Genomic DNA, 17,538 nt, shown 5'->3' on the forward strand with positions numbered 1-17,538 from the left:
GGCTGAATCCTGACTCTAGCTTAGTAGTGGGGATTCAGCCACTGCTTTATACTGCTATGCTTAGTCAATATTCCTGGGGCCAGTTTTTCGTGTTCGTGCTGGTATTACTGGTACTCTACTACTTGGTAGTAGGATTTCTCTATTACCGCGATGACTTTTCTGACCTTCTAAAAGGAAAGAAGGTAAGCGGCGGACCTCAACTGGCAGGCGCGGCCCCTGGCACTACGGCCGCTGCGCCACCGTCCCTTGTGCGGCCAAAGTCAGCCTTCGTGGCTACGCCTACGGCCACTGAATCGGCAGCCGGTACGGCGGAAGCAGACGCAACTACTGAAGCGCCCGAAGCTGGGGCGGCAGAGAACCTACCCGAAGGCGCAGCGGCGGTAGTAGGAGGGGAGCTGCCCGATTCCACAGCCAGGGCAACCGGTCGGGATGATAGCGAAGATGATGGTGGACCAATGGACGCGGCGGCATCAGTGGCCGGAGCCACGGACGAGGCCATAGCAGCCGACGAATCCCGGCAAGAGCAGGAGGACCGCCCAAATCCGCAGCTAGAGGCGCTGATTCGCAGAAAGGCCCACCAAATGCCCGTTGATAATACTGAGGCTGAGGCTAATGGTGTGGATAAGGATGGTGCTAGCACAACTGCAGGCCAAGAAAGACTGGTTGAGGACACCAATAAGACGGATACAAATGCTGAAGCTAAGCACCACGCCATCGAGGTATCTGCTATTGAGCCTGAGATAGTGTACCAGCCTGCCGTCGCTGGCAGCTATGAGCCTCTAGCTGATTTTGGGGAGCCTCTGGCCGAATTTGAGGAATTGGTAGCGACGAAAGCAGACGTTGCCCCTGTCGAAATGGAAGAGCTGTTTGCAGTTGAAACAGTGGCCGCATTCGTGGCTCAGTTGCAGGCAGGAGAGCAGCCACAGGGACCTGCTGCTTTAGCGGATACTACTCTAGGCGAGCAATGGGCTCTCCGAACCAAGGAAACCAGCAATGAAATAGCGAGCCTGTTCGCGTAGCAATCCTTTAGTCATCTCATAACCAGATTATTAAACCTTTTTCTTTCCCTCATCCAATCTTTTACGACCATGAAAAAGAAGCAGATTCTCACGTCAATTGCTATCCTCGGGCTCATGCTCTGCACTCAAGCTGTATTTGCTCAAGGCGGCGGCGCAGCTGGTGGTGCCAGCGGCATTCAGGATGCCACTACTCAGGTTACCAACTATTTCGACCCGCTTACCAAGCTCATGTATGCAATCGGGGCTGTTCTTGGTCTGATCGGCGCTATCAAGGTGTATAGCAAGTGGAACGCAGGCGACCAAGACACGCAGAAAACGGCGGTATCGTGGTTCGGCTCTATGATTTTCCTGGTACTGGTAGCAACGGTAGTTCGCTCGTTCTTCCTGTAAGCCTACGCCGCCATGCCTCAATACAACCTGAATCGCGGCATTAATAAGCCTTGGGAGTTCAACGGGCTTATTGGAGGCAATGTATACTACTTGGTAGCAGGCATCGGCTTGGTGTTCGCGGCCTTCGTGACCATGTATCTACTGGGTACTCCGCTGCTGCTGACGGTAGTGATAACGCTCGTGCTGGGTGGGGGTATGTGGGCCGGGGTATTCGCCTTAAATACGAAATACGGGGAGCACGGCATGATGAAAGCCGGTGCTCGGCGCTCAGCGCCAAAGCGAATTACGAATCGGCAGAGTCGCTTATTCCAAAATTTGAACGAGGACCGGACCGGGCGCTAGTAGCGCCCGGTCTTAGGTTATTACCGATTTATTATATGAGCAGTAAAATACTTCCGTCCGCCTCGCTCGAATCCAAGCAGCCGATTTATAAGATTGAGAAGGATTGCCTCATCTCGAAGAACGCCGATGTAACGGTGGCCTTCCGGCTGGAGCTACCGGAGATTTTTACGCTCTCGCGTGAAGACTATGCGCAGCTACAACAGGCCTTTGTAAAAGCGGTGCGCTTGCTGCCTGACCACTGCGCGGTCCACAAGCAGGATTGGTTTGTAGAGGATAAGTATGCGCCCGGCTTTGAAACGGATAGAACGCTACTCTCCGCGGCCTATGAGCGGCACTTTTTCGAGCGCCCGTTTCTCAACCACTACTGCTACCTATTCATTACTAAAATGTCCTCGGAGCGTCCCAACTGGAACAGTGCTTCGGGGCTCCTGGCCCGGCGTAACATCGTGCCCAAGGATATGCTCGATGTAAAGGTGATGGAAGCCTTTTTTGACAACGTAGGGCAGTTCGTGCGTACGTTGGAAGGAGTAGGCCCCACGAATGCCCCCTACATCAAATCTCACCGGCTCACCTCCGACGAGTTGGCCGGCACCCCGGAAAAAGCGGGCTTGCTGGAAAAGTATTTTGCGCTCAACCTATCTGAGCAGGCCCAACAAGTAGACTTGGACCTAACCGAAGGGTTGAAGGTGGGCCAGCAAATCTGCAACATGTTTTCGGTGGCGAATCTGGATGATTTGCCGCTGGGCGTGGAATCGGATATTCGCTACGAGCAGCTGAGCACCGAATACACCGACTTCCCGATTTCCTTTGCGGCCCCCCTGGGCCTGCTGCTGGGTACTAGCCATATCCTGAATCAATATGTATTCCTGGATAATACGGCTAAGACGCTTAAAACCTTCGAGCAAAAGAAGGACCGGCTTAACTCGCTCTCGCTCTACTCGCGGCAAAACACGGTCAACTATCAATTCTATCAAGACTACCTCAATGAAGCGGTAGCGGACAAGCGCCGGCCGGCGCGGGTGCATGTCAATGTACTGACCTGGGCCGAAAGTGAAGATGAGCTGACCGAAACCCGCAAGCTGATCAATGCAGCCTTCAACACCATGAACTGCAAGCCTCGGCAAAACACGGTGGACATTGCCGCTTTGTATTGGGGTGGGGTGCCGGGTAACGCGGGCGACTTCCCATCGGAAGAAACCTTTTACACCTTCATCGAGCAGGCCGTTTGCTTTTGGGCCACCGAAACCAACTACCGGAGTACCGGCGCGACGAAGGGCATTAAGCTTTCCGACCGCCTATCCGGTAAGCCGGTGCAAGTGGATTTGTCGGATGAGCCGATGAAAAAGCAAATCATCTTCAACCGCAACAAATTTATCCTGGGGCCTTCGGGCTCGGGCAAGTCGTTTTTCACGAACCATATGGTTCGCCAGTACTACGAGCAAGGGGCGCACGTCTTGTTGGTCGATACGGGTAACTCCTACAAGGGCCTCTGTGAGCTGAAAGGCGGCGTGTACTTCACCTATGAAGAAGATAACCCGATTGCCTTTAATCCCTTCCTGGTGTCGGGTAAGCTGGACGTAGAAAAGAAGGAAAGCATCAAAACGCTGCTGCAAGCTCTCTGGAAGAAGGACGACGAGAATGTAAGCCAATCGGAGTACGTTTCGCTCTCTACGGCCGTGAGCTTGTACTACGTGATGCTGGAAGAAAACCCGGCTGTTAAGCCTAGCTTCAACACGTTCTATGACTTCGTAAAAGGCCCTTACTCGGAAATTCTGCGCGAAGAAAAAGTACGCGAAAAGGACTTTGATATAGACAATTTCCTATACGTCCTAAAGCCCTACTATAAGGGTGGGGAGTACGATTACCTGCTCAACTCGCCTAAAGAGTTGGACTTGGTGAATGAGCCCTTTATCGTATTCGAGCTGGACAACATAAAGGATCATCCGATCCTGTTCCCGGTGGTTACCCTCATTATCATGGAAACCTTCATCTCCAAGATGCGCAAGCTGAAAGGGGTACGGAAGATGATTTTGATTGAGGAAGCCTGGAAGGCGCTTACTACGCCGGGCATGGCAGAGTACATCAAGTACCTGTTTAAGACGGTGCGTAAGTTCTTCGGTGAGGCAATCGTAGTAACGCAGGAAGTAGATGATATTATCGGTAATGCCATTGTAAAAGATGCCATTATCAACAACTCGGACACCAAGATTCTACTCGACCAGCGCAAGTTCATCCTCAAATTCGACCAGATACAAGCGCTGCTGTCGCTGACCGAAAAGGAGAAGGCTATTATCCTCTCTATCAACCGGGACAATAAGCCCGAACGAGGCCGTTACACCGAAGTATTTATCTCCCTGGGGGGCGTGGTATCCAAGGTGTATTCCATCGAAGTTTCCAAAGAGGAATACATCACCTACTCCACGGAAGAATCGGAGAAGATGCGGCTGTTCGACAAGTTCAAGAAAACGGCCGATATGCCCACGGCAATAAAGCTGGTGGCTGCCGAACTGCGCGAAGAAGCCTTGGCCAAGCGGTAATTGAACAAAAGGGAAAAACATGAAAACGTCCTTGCTCTCTCTAGGAATGTTGCTGGCCTTGGCGGGCTGTGGCAATTCGGAATCCTCTACGCCTAGTACTGATGGTACTGCGGCCAGTGCCCCGGTAACGGCGGTAGCGGCTTCGGCCCAAGCCTCGGCGGCAACGGCGTTTGCTGATAGCGTAGCAGCGCTGCCTGGGGCTGCTGCGGCCGACGTGGCGGCGGGGCGGGCTTACGCGCAATCGGTCAGCGACTGGTACGGCAGTGAGCTTGGCTCGGGTATCAAGGAGCACCCGCTAGCTGAGGGCATTTGGCGGAACTACCGCGCCATCATTCGCAAAGTGATTACGGCGCGGCCTCTTAAAAAGCAGAAGCCCGAAGATCAGGCCAAAATATGGGACAAATACACGCCGCAATGCGAGCAGTTGGCCAAGATGCTAGTGCCCCTCACCCAAGATGAGCCCGCGCCCACGTCCGACAAAGCAGTGCCGCAAATGCAGATGGTATGGGACGGAATGCAGCACGTCCGCCTGAACGCTGAGCGTGAAATGTCCTACATCGAGCCCCTGGCGAAAAAGTAGCCGCCTAATTCCGCTATTCTATTCACCCTCTTTTCCTACTGTTATGAACAAGAAAATAGGAATCCTAAGCCTGGCACTGTTGGGCCTTAGTGTCACGCAGGCCTCGGCTCAACTCGTGGTAACAGCTCCGGTACTAGAAGTACAAAGTGGGGTGCAAACTGGCTTGCAAGGCACCATGAAAGCTCTTTCATCGGCGGCTAACAAGCTGGTTTCGGCGGGGGTGAAGGAGCAAGAACTAACCAAGATGTTCTCGGAGAAGAATATGCTCATGGCCAAAAACTGGTACGATGGGCTACTGTCGATTAGCTCGGCGGTCCGGGACTATCGCCGGGTGAAGAACATTTTCGAGAAGCAAACCCAAATTATCCAACAGTACTCGTCGGCTATTGAGGTGCTGCGCAAGTCGCCTTTTATCAAGCCGCAACAGTTGGCCGATATGACGACCATGTACGGCAAGATGCTATTGGAAAGCTCCAACACCATTGGTGACTTGCAAACCATCGTGAGCCCGGCTATGCTCAAAATGACGGATGCCGAACGGATGCGCTTCATCGACCAACTGGACAAGAAGATTACCGACCAATCTGGCCTAGTGAATTACTACACGCAGCGCAACCTAATGATGATGCGCGTAGCCAAGGAACAGGCGCAAGACCTGGAATCACTTAAAAACCTCATGTCGAAACGGTAGGGGTAGGATGCTCACTTAAAAGCTTCAGCTAGTATGAATACCTTCTCCAAATTCTTCGCGCTGGCCCTCGCCCTGGGTGCTCACCAAGCATACGCTCAACTACCAGCCGTTATATCGGCTCCTATCTCGGAAAAGATTTCGCGCAAGCAGATTGGCCACCAAACCGTATCGGGCACCTTGCTAGCGCAAGGCAAGCTGCTAGCGGCCGATATGAAGGTGGTAAGCGGTCAGATTAAGGGTGTAATCGACAAAACCCAACAGTTACACGACCAATGGTATAGCAGCCTGCTACAAATCAGTTCCGGGGTTCGCACCTATCGCCGGGTACAGGAAATTTACGACCGCCAGGCCGCGATGATTACGCTGTACGCCAACATTATGCCTGAGCTGCGCAACAAGGGTCTTGATGCCAACCAGCTTGCCGGGGCTACTTCCATGTACGGTAAGATGCTGAATGAAAACATCGGCCTGCTTAGTGAGCTGGTCGGGGTGCTCAGCGCCGGGAAGGCTAAAATGACGGATCCCGAACGGATAGAGTTCATCAACAACATCGCTGACAAAATAGAAGGGCAGCATGACTTGATGAACTACTATACCAGCAAGTGCCGGGCTGTTGCCCGCGTTCAGGCTCAAACTGTCCAAGATAAAGAGTCAGTACTAGCCCTGATGGGCAAGAAGTAATCGCCGCTTAGCTATTCTATTTCCGTCCCGAATCTTACTCCCCTTTCCTATGGACATGAATTCTATCCTCGCGCAAGTAGACGCGATGGAAACCATGTTGGATGATTTGTACACCAACATGATGCCGCTTGTATCCCAATTCACGAATCTAGGTCGGGCAATTGGCGGTGTGGGCGCACTTATTTACATCAGTGCCAAAGTGTGGGGGCACATTGCGCGGGCGGAACCTATCGACGTGTACCCGCTGCTGCGGCCGTTTTTAATTGGCTTGTGCATCCTGTTCTTCCCGGCGCTCTGCCAGGGCCTACGAGGCTTTACCGGGGCGCTGTCCCATAGCACCGATTCAATCCGAAACGACCAATCCGCTAAGATTGTCGCGCTGCAAGAAGAAAAAAAGAATATTCTGGCTAATAAGCCGGAAAACAAGGATTTCGCCACGGATGAAGCCTACGAGCGCAAGCTAGCCGACTTGGCCGGGCCTACCGGGATGGGGGGTATTGGTGACCGAATGAGCCTTACCTTCCAGAAGGTTTCTTATGATGTAAACCAGAACTTCCGGGAGTGGATGAAGAACACGCTCGAACTGTTCCACGTTGGGGCGCGGCTGCTCATTCACTTTCTCTCCACCTTTATCCTGGTGGTGCTTTCGGTACTCGGGCCCATAACGTTCGGCATTGCCATTTTCCCCGGCTTTGGGGGCGGTATTCAGAAATGGCTTGGCCACTTCATTACAATTTCGCTGTGGGTGCCGGTGGCCAATGTGTTCGGGGCCATGATGGCCTCGTTCCAGGTGCAAATGCTGCAAGGCGACATTGACCGCCTGAACGCGCAACGCGGGGTAGATTCCGCTGATTTCGGCTACTTGGTCTTCCTGCTCGTGGCCATTGCGGGCTACGTGCTGGTGCCCTTCATTACGGATATGCTCATTTCGGCTAGCGGTGCTGGCTCAGCGGCCGGTGCTTTCGTGAGCGCGGCTACGGGTGGCGCTGCGGCGGCTGGCGCGGGCATGGGTGCTGCGGGCCGCATGGGTGCGCAGGGCGTTTCGGCTGGCGCTTCCGGTGTGGGAACAGTAGTTGGGGCAGCGCAGGGTGGCTTTGGCTTCAGCGGCGCGGCCAATATGACGCGGGGCGAACAGCTTGGCCATCGGGCCGGGTCAGCCATCCGGGAGCGAGTAGGCGGCTACTTCGGCCGCAACAACGGCAATTCTTAATCACCAGGACCGGGCACTAGCCCGGTCCTCTAGCTGCTACCATCATGTTTGAATCCCTGAAAACCATTGATTCTGCCTTCAAACAGGTAAAAACCCTGGCTATCATTTTCATTGTCTCCGTCCTGACGCTGGCCGTTACCATTGCCTACTTTTCCTTTCAGAACTCAGCGGCGGCAGCGAATCGGATTTATGTATTAGAGGGTGGCCAACTGCTCACCGCTGGCGCAACCGATGCGCGGGCTAACCGGCCAGTAGAAGCCCGGAGCCACGTTAAGCGGTTTCACGAATTATTCTTTAGCCTGGACCCCGACCAAAAGGCCATTGATGGCAATATCAATCAGGCACTTTACCTGGCTGATAACTCCGCGAAACGGGAGTACGAGAACTTGAAAGAGCGCGGGTTTTACAACGACTTGATTTCTGCCAATATCAGCATGGAAATTACGGTTGATAGCGTGGTGCTCAGCAATACCCGGCCCATTACGGCCCGCACGTTTGCCCACCAGCGCCTGATTCGAGCTACTTCTTATACCAACCGGGACTTAGTTGCCGACTGCACCCTGCGGGACGTAACGCGCTCGGAAAACAACCCGCACGGCTTCATCATGGAAAACTGGCGGGTAGTGCAGAATAACACCTTATCCACTATCGCCCGTTAAGTCCTATGGCTACCACCACAAAAGATGCGCAGTTCTACCGGACGCGCAAAATGGCGGTCTTTATTCCCATTGTCGGGGTGCCGTTTATGGCCGCTATGTTTTGGCTGGGGGATGGGGGCAAGGGCGCCGAAGCAGCGGGCGTTGCACCACCTGTTGCCGGTATCAATACGGAATTACCCAAAGCAGGCGCTAGTAACATTACCAGCAGCAAATTAGCCGCGTATGCCGCCCCGGTTGATTCCATGCGTAACCGGGGCCTTGTTTCTGGCAAAGTAGATACTGTTTCTGCACCGGGCGCTGCAACCGGCTTGGCTTATGGAGTGGCGGCGAATGGTCAACCTAGCTCGGCTCCGGCTGACGCGCAGGTACTGGCGGCGCAGCAGCAGTTGGCCGCGGTACAAGCCGCGCAGCAAAGCAGCGGGCAAGTAGCCGCGCCGGCTACCTCGTCCCTAACGCCGGAACAGCAGATGGAATTGATGCGCTCTCAGCATCAGCGCGAATTGGAAGCGGCCCGCACCCAAGCTACTCTCGAACGCATCAATGCTCAAACCAATGCCGGAGTAATGGCTTCGGCTAGCGGTGGGGGTGCTGCCGTAGCGGTTACCAAACCAGCTGCACCCGTTAAAAAGAAACCGGCTACTAAGGCTATCGTGGAAGATAACGATGCTATTGTCTCGCGCCTGGGTGCTAGCAGCGGCACTAAGCGCACGGCCTCTTTTCAAGGGTTGGATGATGGTAGCTCGGCCAATGTCGATGCCAATACCTTACCGGCGGTTATTCACGAATCACAAGAAGTGGTGAGCGGTTCGCTGGTGAAAATGCGGCTTACAGAACCGGCCGTAGTTAATGGCCACAAGCTGGCGGCAAACACCTTCATCTATGGTACGTGTAGCCTCAGCGGGGAACGGTTGAGCATTACCATTGAAACACTAAAAGCGGGGGGTAGCATCTTCCCGGCTTCGCTCGAAGTGTACGACGTGGACGGATTGCAGGGCCTACACATTCCGGGTACTATCACGCGGGATGCCAGCAAGCAAGCGGGGGCTGACGCAATGGGCGCGGCCGATATGATGACCATGAGTGCGGACCCTACCACGGCGGCGGCTGGGGTAGCGGTAACGGCGGTAAAGAGCTTGGGCCAGAAGAAAATTCGCTTGGTCAAAGTGCGCCTGAAAGCTGGGTACAATATCATGTTGAAAGTCGATAAAGATTAACCTAATCCCTCCCTCCTATGAATAAGCCCCTCCTTTCCCTTGGTGCCGCCCTCGCGCTGGCCTTGCTCAACGCTTCGCCTATCCTGGCCCAAGCCAATACGCCGCAAGGGCGCTCTTATCGCGCTAACTCTATGCGTCAGGCCAAAAGCCAGTACGTTGATGTACCGGACAATAACGCTCAGAGAGCCCCTAAGATGCTGGACTACTCGGATGATAACGAGATGGCTTCTTATCCACTTTATGTGAGCGACCAAAAGACTACTCACTTGGTGTTTCCCTTCCCGGTGACGTATGTTGACTTGGGTAGCGCGGGCCTAATTGCGGCGAAGGCTACGGGCGCGGAGAACATTGTTCGCGTGAAAGCAGCGGCCAAGGGCTTCGCGGAAACCAACATGACGGTTCTAACCTCAGATGGTAAGCTGTACTCGTTTCTGGTCAACTACAATTCCAACCCCAAAATACTGTCGCTGAACCTGGGCGCGGGCACTGCCGCCGTTCGGTCCAACTCTCTTTCTAGCTCACCGGCCATTGCCTCTACGTCACGCTCCACCACGGAGGCCATTCTATCCAACTCGCCTATTCCCCAAGGCAACCTCGATGCATTCTCAGTTGAAGCATTGGCCGGAAAAGGCACGGCGGATAGCAAAACAGCCAATCAACTCAGCCTGCGGGCGGGCTCGGTAGGGTATCAGAACGAAACGCTGTTTTTCCCGCTGCACATCGCCAACAAGTCGAACGTGACGTATGATATAGACTTCGTGAAGTTCTACATTCAAGATAAGAAGGTAGCGAAACGCACGGCTGAACAAGCCATTGAGATTTCGCCTATCTACGTCTACAATGGGCCTCAGCAGAAGATTGAAGCACAAGGCAAACTAGAAAAGGTATTCATCTTCAAAAAATTCACCATTCCTGACAAGAAGCAGTTAGTTATCGAGCTGTACGAAAAGGGGGGTGGACGTAACATCAAGCTCACGCTGGCCAACTCGGATTTGTTGAAGGCCCGCACGTATAAGGGTACTGCCGTAGCCACTGGCGTAGCGGCGGGTGCTATTGGGGCTAGATAGTCTGCGACCTTCTAAGCTGCTGGGGGCATTGCTCCTGGCAGCTCTTGGTATAGTAGCTAGCACTTCTCGTTCTAAAGCCTACTACCATGAGCAAAAAACGGTTTCCTCGTCTGGCCGCGCTAGCGGCTTCACTGTTTGAGCAACCTATCTCGAAGAATTATGTCGGCTTGTCGATAATCTTCATTGTGCTAGGCGGGTTTGTAGTCTACACGGACAACAATTTTCCCGAAATAGCGAAGCACCTTGTTATGGTGGCCGTGATGCTAGGCATTGCCCGGTTGTTCAATCCTGAGCCGATGCGCTGGGCGTGGGTGGGAGTTGTGGGAATTATGAGCTTACTTCTAGTCTTGGACTTAGCCATACTCTTTATGTAGTTGGCAAGCCGTATTATTGCTGCTGTCCTGCTTTATTCATAGCAGCAATAAGGGGGTAGCGCTAGAGTCAAAGCGAGGATTCTAGCTGAGTTCAGTTAGCATTAGGGTTTTGGTTAGCAGGCTAGCCTTGAGACGTACTTCCAACCGTGTGCTGCTACTGTCCTACATTCATTTCGTGCTTTTAAGAAACCCTGGCCTATGTACGATTGTATAGGCCAGTAGCGGCAAGTACTGATCGTCGCTATATTTGCCCGGAATGCGTCTGACTGCTCTGTTTTTTGCCTTGTACTTCGCGTGTCTCTCGTGCTTAACCTGCGCTGACGAGACTCCTGTGTGCAAAGACCAGACGCAAACAACCGTGGCCGCCTCGTCCCATTCGGATTGTGGGGCTGATGCTTTGGGGGACTGGTGTTCTCCCCTGTGCCAGTGCCACTGCTGCGGCGGGGCCGTCGTACCGCTCGCCCCACTACAAGCGCTTGTCCAAGCCCGGACCCAAGTATGGAACTCAGCCCGCCACCACGCCCAACTTGTGGTAGCGGCGCCAACTCGCGCTCCAGGGGCTATCTGGCAACCGCCGCGGGCCTAACCTTTCCCTCGTTTTCCTGCTGACCACCCCACCGGGCGGCCTGCTCCGCTATGGAGCAGCTCGGCTCGGCTTGCCAACGCGTGCATTGACGCGGGGTGCGTCTTGGCCACGCCGTTCCTGTCTACTCGCTAGCCGGAACCGCCTCGCCGCAGGGTTTTCACGGAAGTGTTAGACCTAACCCCAACCAGCGGATGTTCGACCGGCTGATCTATTTTTCCATTCACAACAAGCTCATCATCGGGCTGCTGACCCTGGCCTTGATCGCCTGGGGCGGCTACTCGCTCAGTCGGCTACCCATTGACGCGGTCCCCGACATTACCACCAACCAAGTCGTCGTCTACACGGTAGCGCCCTCGCTGGCCGCCAGCGACATCGAGCGCCTCGTTTCTTTTCCAGTCGAGCAGAGTGTGGCCACCATTCCCGGCCGCGAGGAAGTACGCTCGTTCTCGCGCTTTGGCCTCTCGGTCGTGACCATCGTCTTCGAGGACAAGATTGATATTTACTGGGCTCGCCAGCAAGTAGCCGAGCGCCTGCGCGAAGCCGAAAGCCAGATCCCGGCCAGCATCGGCCGTCCGGAACTGGCGCCCGTCAGCACCGGCCTGGGCGAAGTGTACCAGTACCTGGTGCGGGCTAAACCCGGCTACGAAAAGAAGTACGACGCCCGCGAGCTGCGCACCATTCAGGACTGGATTGTGCGGCGGCAATTGCTCGGCACGCCCGGCGTGGCCGACGTGGCCAGCTTTGGCGGCCAACTCAAGCAGTACGAAATCCGGTTGGATCCCGACCGGCTGCGCTCGCTTGGCGTCACCATTGACCAGGTCTATCAGGCCATCTCACGCAACAACCAGAATGCCGGGGGGGCCTACCTCGACCAGAAGCCCACCGCCTACTTTATCCGCACCGAAGGATTGGCCGAGAATACGGCCGACCTGGGCAACATCGTCGTGCGCAGCACCCAAGGCGGCATGCCGGTGCTGGTACGCGATGTGGCCGACGTGCGCCTGGGCTCAGCCGTGCGCTACGGGGCCATGACGCGCAACGCGGAGGGCGAAGTCACCGGCGGCCTGGTACTCATGCTCAAAGGAGCCAACGCCAACGAAGTCATCCAAGCGGTAAAAGAGCGCATGACTACCGTGCGCAAGTCGTTGCCGGAAGGGGTGACCATCGACGTGTACCTGGACCGCTCGGACCTGGTCGGCCGGGCCATCAGCACCGTCACCAAAAACCTGGTGGAGGGCGCCCTGATCGTGATTTTCGTGCTGGTGTTGTTTCTCGGCAACTGGCGGGCCGGGCTGGTCGTGGCCTCGGTAATTCCGCTGGCCATGCTCTTTGCCATCAGTATGATGCGCCTGTTCGGGGTCTCGGGTAACCTGCTCTCGCTCGGAGCCATTGACTTCGGGCTGGTCGTAGACGGCGCTGTCATCATCGTCGAGGCCATCGTGCACCGTTTGCACGGCGGGCAGTTGCGCGTGCCCGGGGGCCGCCTCAACGCGGCGCAGATGAACGAGGAAACCTACCACGCGGCCAGCAAAATCCGTTCATCGGCTGCCTTTGGCGAAATCATTATCCTGATTGTGTACCTGCCCTTGCTGGCGCTGGCCGGCATTGAGGGCAAGATGTTCCGGCCGATGGCCGAAACCGTGGCCTTCGCCATTGTCGGCGCCTTCCTGCTAAGTCTGACGTACGTGCCCATGATGTCGGCGCTGGCCTTGAGCCGCTCCACCGAGACGAAGCGCACGTTCTCGGACCGGCTGATGAGCGGGCTGGAAGCCCGCTACCGGCCGGTACTGGAATGGGCCCTGCGCCGCCAAGCGGTGGTATTGGTTGCCGCCGTGGCCTTGTTTGGGGGGGCGCTGCTGCTGTTCCGAACTCTGGGCGGCGAGTTCATCCCGCAACTGGCCGAGGGGGACTTTGCCATCGAGATGCGCACGCTCACCGGCTCGTCGCTGAGCTACACCGTGGATAAAAGCCAGGAGGCGGGCGCCATCCTCACCAAGCAGTTTCCGGAAGTGAAGGAGGTAGTCGCCAAAATCGGGGCCGCCGAAATTCCCACCGACCCCATGCCAGTGGAAGCGGCCGACGTCATGGTGATCCTGGAAAAGGACCAACGCAAATGGACCTCGGCGCGCACGCAGGAAGAGTTGGCCGAGAAGATGGCCGAAGCGCTGGCAGTAATACCCGGCGTCACCTTTGGCTTCCAGCAGCCGATTCAGATGCGCTTCAACGAACTGATTTCCGGCGCCAAGCAGGACGTGGTGCTCAAAATCTACGGGGAAGACTTGCAGCAGCTCGCCGCCTACGCGGAGCGGGCGGCCCGCCTGGTACGGCAAGTAGAAGGAGCCGAAGACGTGTACGTGGAACAGGTGACCGGCCTGCCCCAAATCGTGGTGAAGCTAGACCGTAACCGGCTGGCCCGTTTCGGGCTGAACGCCGAGGACGTGAACCGCACGGTGCAGACCGCGTTTGCCGGGCAGAGCGCCGGGCAGCTTTTCGAGCAGGAGCGCCGCTTCGACGTCGTGCTACGCCTCGCGCCCGAACTGCGCCAGAATATCAACAACGTGCGGCAACTGCTGGTGGCCACGCCTACCGGCGAGCAACTCCCGTTGGAGCAAGTAGCGACGGTGGAGTTGCAGGAAGGCCCCAACCAGATCCAGCGCGACGACGCCAAGCGCCGCATTTCGGTGGCCTTCAACGTGCGGGGGCGCGACGTGGAAAGCATTGTCCAGGAGTTGCAGGGCAAGATGGACCAACAACTAAAGCTGGCTCCCGGCTACTACACCACCTACGGCGGGCAGTTCGAGAACCTGCGCCAGGCCACCGAGCGCCTAAGCATCGCCGTGCCGGTGGCGCTGCTGCTCATTTTTGTGCTCTTGTTCTTCACGTTTAAGTCGTTGAAGCAGTCGGTGATGATTTTCACGGCCATTCCCCTCTCGGCTATCGGCGGGGTGCTGGCCTTGTGGCTACGCGGCATGCCGTTCAGCATCTCGGCCGGAGTAGGCTTCATTGCCCTGTTCGGGGTAGCTGTGCTGAACGGCATTGTGCTGATCGGCTACTTCAACCAGCTCAAGGAAGAAGGCTACATCGACCTGTATCAGCGCATTCTGGAAGGCACGCAGGTACGGTTGCGGCCGGTGCTGATGACGGCCACCGTCGCTTCGTTGGGATTTCTGCCGATGGCCCTGAGTACTTCGGCCGGGGCGGAAGTCCAGCGGCCCCTGGCCACCGTGGTCATCGGCGGACTGGTGACGGCCACCTTACTCACGCTGCTGGTGCTGCCCGTGCTCTATGCTCTCTCCGAGAAAAACAGCAAGTCCGAGGAACAGCCCCGGCGGCCCTTACCAGTTGCCAGTTGGCTGCTGCTCGGACTCGGGGGATTGCTCATCACCCCGCCCGCCCGGGCGCAGAGCGCACTCACAGCCACGCAGGCCGTAGGCCAAGCCCTGCAAGCCAATGGCACCGTGCAAGCGGCCCGCAGTGCGTTGGAAGCGCAACAGGCCCTGCGACGAACTGCGCGCGACGTAGGCCGCACCACAATCCTGGGAACCTATGGGCAAGTGAACTCCCCCCTGTCCGACAACGTGCTCAGCATCGGGCAGACGTTGGCCTTACCAGGCTACTACAAAGCGCAGGCGACCCTGAACCAGGCGCAGGTGCAGGGGCAGGAGCAACAGCTCGCGCAGGTGCAGGCGGAGCTGCGCCGACAGGTCCGTTTGAGCTATGAGCAAGCCGTGCATGCCCGGCACCGGCTGCGCATGTTGCGTGGCCAGGACAGCATTTACGCCGAGTTTTTGCGCTCGGCGCAGCTGCGCTTCAAAACGGGGGAAGTCGCCCGGCTCGAACCAGCCAACGCCCTGTTGGCGCAGGGCGAAACGCAAAACCTGCTAACCGAGGCCCGAACGGACTACGCCATCGCCCAACGGCAGCTGCAAGCGTTGCTGCAAGCCCCGCAGCTGGTGGTCATTGCCGACAGCACCTTGCGCCTCTTGCCCTCCCCAACTGCCCCCTCGGATACAACGGTGCTGGCTTTAACGCCTCAGGCTCGGGTGCTGCAACAGCAAGTAGTGGAGCGACAAGCGCAAACGCGGGTGGAACAGGCGGCCGGCTTGCCGCAAGTGACAGTGGGCTACACCAATCAGTCACTCCGGGGCACGTACGAAGTGGATGGGCAGGCCACTACCTACGGGGCTGGCGACCGGTTCCAGAGCGTGCAGGCGGGCGTGGCCATCCCCCTGCTGCGCGGTCCGCAGAAGGCCCGCGTACAAGCGGCCCGGTTGCAGGAGCAGGCAGCCGCTGCCACCTACCAGCGCTACCGGGCGGAAGTAGCCGCCCAACTCGATGAGCTCCGTTTGCGCCTGCAAGAGCAGCAGCGGCGGGTACAGTTCTACGAGCAGACCGGCCTGCCGCAGGCCGAGGTCATTGTCCGGCTTAGCCAGCGCGCTTACAAGGCGGGCGAGACCACCTACTCCGAGCTATTGCTCAACCTGGAACGCACCTTACGCGTGCGCACCGCCTACCTCGACGCTGTGCTGGCGCACAACCAGACCACTATCGAGTTGGAGTACCTATTGGGTACCCCGGCGCAGTAACCTTCTCTTTTCGACGTATTTATCATGCATAAGATCGTATCATTCGTGCTCCTGCTGGGCCTGAGCCTGCCCTTCGGCTGCACCCCCGATAAACCAGAAACGGCCGCGGCGGATGCCGCAGGTCGGGAAACCGCCTCCACGGAAGAAGGCGAAGAAGCAGAAGGGGAAGAGGCAAACGACCTGGTTACCCTCTCACCGGCGCAGCAGCAGGTGGCAGGCATCCAGACCGGTCACCTGACGAACCGGCCGATGGGCGCGGGCCTGGCCGTCACCGGCACGCTGGACGTGCCGCCGGAAAGCGCCGTCTCCATCACGGCTCCCCTGGGGGGCTTCGTGGAAAACACCGAACTCCTCCAAGGCACGCGGGTGCGCAAGGGCGAAGTACTGGCCACCATCCGCAACCCCGAGTTCGTGACCCTGCAACAGGAGTACTTGGAAACCCGTGCCCGCCTCGAATACGCCCGCACCGAACTGGCTCGGCAGAAAGAACTGTACGAGCAGGAGGTAGCGCCCCAAAAGAACTACCAACGGGCCCAAGCCGATTACAACGCGCTGCGCGTGCAAACCAACGCGTTGGCCGCCCGGCTGCGCTTGGCGAACCTGCCGGTCGGAGGCACCCTGGTCACGACGGCCCCTATCCGGGCACCCCGGGCGGGCTTTGTGCGGGCGGTGAACGTAACGGTGGGCCAAGCGGTGACGCCAACCGATGCCCTGTTTGAAATCGTGGACCCCGAGCACTTGCACGTCGAGCTGACCGTATTCGAGCGTGACGTAGCGCGGGTACAAAAAAACCAGCTGATTCGCTTCACCCTGGCCAGCGATTCTACCAGCTCCCGCCGCGAGCGGACGGCCCATGTGTATCTAATCGGGCGGGCTATCGGAGAGGACCGCACGGTGCGCGTACACGGTCATTTAGACCAGGAAAACGACCCGGCGTTGCTGCCGGGCCTCTACGTGCGGGCCTTGATTGAAACCGGCCGCACCGAGGTGCCCGCCCTGCCCGACGCGGCGCTGGTGCGCTTCGAGGGCAAGAATTACGTCTACGCCGTGGAAGCGCCCGGCCGCTACCGCATGGTGCCCGTCACGCTGGGCCGCAGCGAAGACAACTTCACGGAAGTCACCCTACCCGAAACGGTGCCCGCGACAACCACCTTCGTTACGGGCGCGGCGTATTCGTTGCTGGCCAAGATGAAAAACGCCGAAGAAGACGAGTAGCCGTCTACGGGCATCTCCGGTTTACACTTTCTACCGTAAAAAATCTGATGATGAATTACCTACAGCCCGTGGCCGTATTTATTCTGGCTGGCCTCTGCGAAATAGGGGGCGGCTACCTGGTCTGGCAGTGGCTGAAGGCAGACCGTCCAGGCTGGATGGGCTTGCTCGGGGCGTTACTGCTCGTGTTCTACGGCTGGGTAGCGACGTGGCAGCCCACTTCCTTCGGTAAAACCTACGCCGTCTACGGCGGCATTTTCGTGGTCATGTCCATTGCCTGGGCTTGGTATTTCGACGGTTTCCGGCCGGATCGGTTTGATGTGTTGGGCGGGGCTATCGTCCTGCTGGGGCTGGGGGTCATTCTGTTCTGGCCCAGACCCTGATTTGCCG

General features: G+C 57.2%; 15 protein-coding genes. All 15 read left to right on the plus strand.

What is annotated here, in order from left to right; translation table 11 throughout:
- Positions 1 to 56 precede the first annotated feature (56 nt).
- The 15 genes from P1X16_RS29130 (at position 57) to P1X16_RS29200 (ending at position 17,531) form a co-directional block, all read left to right on the plus strand.
- The gene (locus P1X16_RS29130; protein ID WP_089334240.1) at positions 57 to 1,019 is read left to right on the plus strand and encodes a hypothetical protein; all 963 of its coding nucleotides are present in this window, start codon (positions 57 to 59) and stop codon (positions 1,017 to 1,019) included.
- A gap of 69 nt (positions 1,020 to 1,088) precedes the next feature.
- Positions 1,089 to 1,409, plus strand: a complete 321-nt coding sequence (locus P1X16_RS29135) for a DUF4134 domain-containing protein (protein WP_089334241.1) — start codon at positions 1,089 to 1,091, stop codon at positions 1,407 to 1,409.
- A 12-nt stretch (positions 1,410 to 1,421) separates the two neighbouring features.
- Positions 1,422 to 1,751, plus strand: a complete 330-nt coding sequence (locus P1X16_RS29140; RefSeq protein ID WP_089334242.1) for a DUF4133 domain-containing protein — start codon at positions 1,422 to 1,424, stop codon at positions 1,749 to 1,751.
- A 35-nt stretch (positions 1,752 to 1,786) separates the two neighbouring features.
- Complete coding sequence (locus P1X16_RS29145; RefSeq protein ID WP_089334243.1) at positions 1,787 to 4,288, plus strand: TraG family conjugative transposon ATPase; 2,502 nt, start codon at positions 1,787 to 1,789, stop codon at positions 4,286 to 4,288.
- 19 nt (positions 4,289 to 4,307) lie between these two features.
- On the plus strand, positions 4,308 to 4,868 hold the full coding sequence (locus P1X16_RS29150; RefSeq protein WP_143437239.1) for a hypothetical protein: 561 nt from the start codon (positions 4,308 to 4,310) through the stop codon (positions 4,866 to 4,868).
- A gap of 43 nt (positions 4,869 to 4,911) precedes the next feature.
- Positions 4,912 to 5,559: a hypothetical protein gene (locus P1X16_RS29155; RefSeq protein ID WP_089334245.1), complete on the plus strand. Its 648-nt coding sequence runs from the start codon at positions 4,912 to 4,914 to the stop codon at positions 5,557 to 5,559.
- A gap of 33 nt (positions 5,560 to 5,592) precedes the next feature.
- Positions 5,593 to 6,240: a hypothetical protein gene (locus P1X16_RS29160; RefSeq protein ID WP_089334246.1), complete on the plus strand. Its 648-nt coding sequence runs from the start codon at positions 5,593 to 5,595 to the stop codon at positions 6,238 to 6,240.
- 55 nt (positions 6,241 to 6,295) lie between these two features.
- Positions 6,296 to 7,450 carry a hypothetical protein gene (locus P1X16_RS29165; protein ID WP_277236330.1) on the plus strand — a complete coding sequence of 385 codons (1,155 nt, stop codon included), beginning with the start codon at positions 6,296 to 6,298 and terminating at the stop codon, positions 7,448 to 7,450.
- Positions 7,451 to 7,494: 44 nt separating this feature from the next.
- Positions 7,495 to 8,109: a conjugative transposon protein TraK gene (traK, locus tag P1X16_RS29170; RefSeq protein ID WP_089334249.1), complete on the plus strand. Its 615-nt coding sequence runs from the start codon at positions 7,495 to 7,497 to the stop codon at positions 8,107 to 8,109.
- A 5-nt stretch (positions 8,110 to 8,114) separates the two neighbouring features.
- Positions 8,115 to 9,323: a conjugative transposon protein TraM gene (traM, locus tag P1X16_RS29175; protein WP_089334250.1), complete on the plus strand. Its 1,209-nt coding sequence runs from the start codon at positions 8,115 to 8,117 to the stop codon at positions 9,321 to 9,323.
- Between the two features lie 17 nt (positions 9,324 to 9,340).
- Positions 9,341 to 10,390, plus strand: coding sequence for a conjugative transposon protein TraN (gene traN / locus P1X16_RS29180; protein ID WP_089334251.1), 1,050 nt, complete (start codon positions 9,341 to 9,343; stop codon positions 10,388 to 10,390).
- A gap of 86 nt (positions 10,391 to 10,476) precedes the next feature.
- Positions 10,477 to 10,764, plus strand: coding sequence for a hypothetical protein (locus P1X16_RS29185; protein ID WP_089334252.1), 288 nt, complete (start codon positions 10,477 to 10,479; stop codon positions 10,762 to 10,764).
- A 777-nt stretch (positions 10,765 to 11,541) separates the two neighbouring features.
- Entirely contained in the window at positions 11,542 to 15,936 is a 4,395-nt protein-coding gene (locus tag P1X16_RS29190; RefSeq protein ID WP_089334253.1) for a CusA/CzcA family heavy metal efflux RND transporter, read from the plus strand.
- 24 nt (positions 15,937 to 15,960) lie between these two features.
- Entirely contained in the window at positions 15,961 to 17,151 is a 1,191-nt protein-coding gene (locus tag P1X16_RS29195; RefSeq protein WP_089334254.1) for an efflux RND transporter periplasmic adaptor subunit, read from the plus strand.
- Positions 17,152 to 17,198: 47 nt separating this feature from the next.
- Positions 17,199 to 17,531 carry a YnfA family protein gene (locus tag P1X16_RS29200; RefSeq protein WP_218823223.1) on the plus strand — a complete coding sequence of 111 codons (333 nt, stop codon included), beginning with the start codon at positions 17,199 to 17,201 and terminating at the stop codon, positions 17,529 to 17,531.
- Positions 17,532 to 17,538 lie beyond the last annotated feature (7 nt).

The organism is Hymenobacter sp. YC55 (genome assembly GCF_029433095.1).
Classification (GTDB): Bacteria; Bacteroidota; Bacteroidia; order Cytophagales; family Hymenobacteraceae; genus Hymenobacter.